This is a genomic window from Thermoflexus sp. (genome assembly GCF_025055495.1).
Taxonomy (GTDB): domain Bacteria; phylum Chloroflexota; class Anaerolineae; order Thermoflexales; family Thermoflexaceae; genus Thermoflexus.
In genome coordinates this window covers 1-4,174 of sequence record NZ_JANWXB010000268.1, presented here as the reverse complement: position 1 = coordinate 4,174, position 4,174 = coordinate 1, and the positions used below count along the sequence as shown (strand labels likewise).

Sequence of the window (4,174 nt, the reverse complement as noted above, 5' to 3'; positions counted from 1 at the left end):
CCCCCCCGGGGGCGGCCCTGCGCGCTCTCTTGGCGGTGTTCTTGGGCGTTTACTTTAGTGGGCGTTTTCTGGCCTCCACCCCTTTTTTTTTGGGGGGGCGGTTTCGCCGCCGCCACAAAAACAATATTCCTGCAGATTGGCCTTTACTTGACTTCCACAACAGCGCCCACCGCCTCCAGCTTCGCCTTGGCGTCCTGAGCCACCTCCTTGCTGACGCCCTCGAGGACAGGCTTGGGAGCCGCCTCGACCAGATCCTTGGCCTCCTTGAGGCCCAGGTTGGTCAGCTGGCGCACCACCTTGATCACCTCGATCTTCTTCGGCCCAACCTCTTTGAGGATCACATCGAACTCCGTCTTCTCCTCAACGGCTGGGGCTGCTGCGGGAGCGCCCGGGGCTGCAACAGGGACAGCGGCGGCGACGGCAACGGGGGCTGCCGCCTTCACCCCCCAGCGCTCCTCCAGCAACTTCACCAGCTCCACAGCTTCCAGCAACGTCAGGCTGCTCAACTCCTCGACCAGTTTCTGAAGATCCGCCATAGGGAAATCACCTCCGGAAGATTTAAGCAGTTTGGGAAGTTTCTTTCAGCTGATCGGCCCGCGCCTGCAGGATACCGACCACCTGCTGCAGAACAGCGGTCAGCACGCCGGCCAGCTGGGCGGCTGGGGCCTGGATCGCCCCCAGGACCTGGCCTAACACCACTGGTCGCGGCGGCAATTCGGAAAGCGCCTTTACGTCTTCCGGGCGCAGCCGGCGCCCATCCAGCAGCCCGCCCTTGATCTTGAGGATCTTGCTCTCCTCCGCGAACTCCAGCAAGGCCTTGGCGACCGCAGGAGGATCCTCCAGGCAGAAAGCCGCCGCTGTAGGTCCTTCCAGCAGATCCTCCGGCACGGTCCATCCAGCCTGTTGCAGGGCAATGCGGAGCAACGTGTTTTTGGTCACGTGGAATGCTCCCCCAGACTTCTTGATCTTCTGGCGGAGCCGATACATGCCCTGCGCATCCAGCCCCAGGTAATCCGCAAGGATTAGGGCCTGACTGCGGGAGAGCAGCTCCCGATACTGCGCGATCATCTGTTCCTTCTCAGCGCGCGTGAACGGCAAGCTCCACCTCCTCAACCGAATGTGGCCTGCGCCCTGAGCAACTCCCTTGCTCTCCTGAAGGTTTAGGGGCGCCGCCTTCGGGGACGCCACAGCCCCTAAACCGCATTTTCTTCCTCCTCCTCCCTAAGGCCCTCCGGACCGCGGGGAGGGACCTCACTCCAGCCTTCCAACAGGGGCCAACCGCGCAAGCCCCACCCTCCATAAAAAACCGGTGCGCCTCCGCCAGTCCCGGCGAAGGCGCACCGGCAACCCTCCCTTGCCGAGGAGAAATCGGCGAGGGAGGGTTCGTTCTGCGCCCTGCCTCGACAGGCGGGGATCTACCCCCATTAAGCGAAAACGCGCCTGGCTTCAACGGCAGGGTTCGTGTTGGGCCGCTACAGCAGAATCGATAGGCAGAAGGGGCCTGTTCGCCTCTTTCTCAAAGAGCCATGCGCTGGATCAGGCAGTGAGCTCCAGGGATTGCGCGGCCGCCGGATCCACCTTGATGCCGGGCCCCATGGTGGCGCTCACCACCACCTTTCGGATGTAGGTCCCCTTCAGCCCGGATGGGCGGGCCTTTTTCACCGCGTCCATCAGGGCTGCGAAATTCTCCAGCAATTGATCTACGGAGAAACTGATCTTGCCAATCGGCACATGGAGGTTGGCGGTCTTATCCACCCGGAACTCCACCCGGCCAGCCTTCGCCTCCCGGATGGCTCGGGGCAGATCCTCAGGGTTCACCACCGTGCCCGCCCGGGGGTTCGGCATTAACCCGCGAGGGCCCAGGATCCGTCCTAACCGGCCGACCTTGGGCATCATATCCGGAGTGGCGATGGCCACATCGAAGTCCGTCCATCCCTCCTGAATCCGTTTGATCCCCTCGTCATCGCTGATGATGTAATCCGCTCCGGCCTCCTGAGCGATACGGGCTGCCTCCCCAGCCGCAAACACGAGGACACGGACTTGCTTGCCCAACCCATGAGGGAGAACCACCACCCCGCGGACCTGCTGATCTGCATGACGGGGATCTACCCCCAGGCGCATATGAACTTCGACAGTGCCATCGAATCGGGTATAACTGGTTTCCTTGACCAGCTCCAGCGCCTCGCGGGGAGAATAGAGACGCTCCCGATCTACCTTCTTCAATGCCTCGAGATATTTCTTCCCTCGCTTGCCCATTTTTAAACCTCCTGTGGTGCATACGGGCTATTCCAGCCCTCCCACAACCGATTCCCCTCTCCGAGTTTGAACCGCTTCTAGCCGCCTGCTCCGTTTTGAAGAGGGATGAGATCATTTTGCGGGTGGAGCAGCGCGCCGCCCCGCCCGCAAACACCCCATCCGAACGGAAACCGTGAGGGGCCCGTCGCATTAATCCACGATCTGGATCCCCATGCTTCGGGCCGTGCCAGCGATCATCCGCATAGCCGCCTCGATGTCCCCCGTATTCAGATCCTTCATTTTGAGCTCCGCGATCTCTCGGAGCTGTTGTCGGGTGATCCGACCGACGATCTGCCGGTTTGGCTCCGAGGAGCCCTTCTCGATGCCGGCTGCCCGACGGAGGAGGTCAGACACCGGTGGGGTCTTGAGCTCCATCGTGAAGGAGCCATCCGTGTAAATTGTGACCTCCACCGGCACGATCTGTCCAGCCATATGCGCTGTGCGGGCGTTGTATTCCTTACAAAACATCCCGATATTGACCCCATGAGGGGCCAGGGTCGGCCCAATAGGGGGAGCTGGGTTTGCCTTACCCGCTTCGATCTGCAGCTTGATGATCGCTTTGACCTTCTTGGCCATAGATAATCTCCCTCGAGAGCTCAGGAAAGTTCAATAAATCAGGGGGTCCAAAAAACCCCGCAGGAACAGGTAGTGCTTTGTCCAGTTATAAACCGGGGATTTGAGGAACCGAAGCCCGTCCGGAAGGCAGTGGCCCCTCCCCTCTCCTCACAGCCCAGAGGGCCGTGAGGAGAGGGAGAAAAAATCTTCCGGGGGCGGTGCGGGGGCCAAAGTCCCCCACACCGCCCCCGAAAACCCCCAAATGAAAAATGGACAAAGCAATAGCAACCTGAGTTAGACTTAAATTTTCTCTACCTGGGTGAAATCCAGTTCCACCGGTGTTTCCCGTCCGAAGAAGGAGACAAGCACACGAACCTTCGCTTTATCCAGATCGATCTCATCCACAATGCCCACGAAATCCGCGAAAGGTCCTTCCGTAATCCGGACTTTCTGCCCAGGCTTGAAGGTAACCCGGATTCGAGGCGCCTTGCTCTCCATGCGCTTGAAAATCGCCTGGACTTCCTCTGGCCGCAGCGGAGTGGGCTGATTGCCCATCCCCACGAAACCCGTCACCCCGGGCGTGAATCGGACCACCGCCCACGAGTCCTCATCCATAATCATCTCCACCAGGATATAGCCTGGGTAAATTCGCCGTCGGACTGGCCGCTTCTTCCCCTCCCGGAGTTCGATCTCCTCCTCCTCCGGGACCACAATATTGAAGATTTTGCGCTGCATGCCCAGGGAGGCGATGCGCTGTTCCAGGCTGTGCTTCACCTTGTGCTCGGAACCCGCGTAACAATGGACAATATACCAAGCCCGCTCTCGGGAGACCGCCAGCGGGCTTTCCTCCCCCACCTGGGAAACCGCCATCCTCTCCTCTTCTTCCCCCTCCTTTTTATCCGTGCTTGAAGTCGCGGCGGTTTCCTCCAGCTCACGCAACAATTCCTCCAAAGACTCCTCGTCCACCTCGAAAGACTCCGAGGGCGAGGATCGCTCTTCTTCCCAGCTCATAGCTCTCCCTTTTTCCGAGACAAGATGGTAATCGTTTCACTCCTTTTTTCTTCTGCTTCGCGAGAGAGGAGAGAATGCGATCCGCAATTCAATCCTCTCCCCTGCCTGTGATCCATCATCCTTCGACCTACAGGAAAGGGCTCCGGAGGCCTCTTCGCCCCCATCCGGATCCTGTCACAAAATGGGGCTGGGCGGGATCTCGTCCGCACCCCGCCCAGCCTCGCCAGACCCCATCACGCCATGTGCGACTTAGGCGGCGAATCCGATGGAAAGGCTTTCTTACAGGGAGCGGGTAAAGCTCCTCCCCCTCCCC

At 60.2% G+C, this 4,174-nt stretch carries 5 protein-coding genes; all 5 read right to left on the bottom strand.

All coding sequences use genetic code 11. The annotated features are described in order from the left end of the window. Positions 1–143: 143 nt before the first annotated feature. On the bottom strand, positions 144–536 hold the full coding sequence (gene rplL, locus NZM16_RS08755) for a 50S ribosomal protein L7/L12 (RefSeq protein WP_295449059.1): 393 nt from the start codon (positions 534–536) through the stop codon (positions 144–146). 22 nt (positions 537–558) lie between these two features. Beyond that, entirely contained in the window at positions 559–1,098 is a 540-nt protein-coding gene (gene rplJ / locus NZM16_RS08750) for a 50S ribosomal protein L10 (RefSeq protein ID WP_295479968.1), read from the bottom strand. A 438-nt stretch (positions 1,099–1,536) separates the two neighbouring features. Continuing rightward, entirely contained in the window at positions 1,537–2,256 is a 720-nt protein-coding gene (rplA, locus tag NZM16_RS08745; protein WP_295449064.1) for a 50S ribosomal protein L1, read from the bottom strand. Positions 2,257–2,445: 189 nt separating this feature from the next. Continuing rightward, positions 2,446–2,871: a 50S ribosomal protein L11 gene (rplK, locus tag NZM16_RS08740; RefSeq protein ID WP_295449067.1), complete on the bottom strand. Its 426-nt coding sequence runs from the start codon at positions 2,869–2,871 to the stop codon at positions 2,446–2,448. A 279-nt stretch (positions 2,872–3,150) separates the two neighbouring features. Then, positions 3,151–3,861, bottom strand: a complete 711-nt coding sequence (nusG, locus tag NZM16_RS08735) for a transcription termination/antitermination protein NusG (RefSeq protein ID WP_295479966.1) — start codon at positions 3,859–3,861, stop codon at positions 3,151–3,153. Positions 3,862–4,174 lie beyond the last annotated feature (313 nt).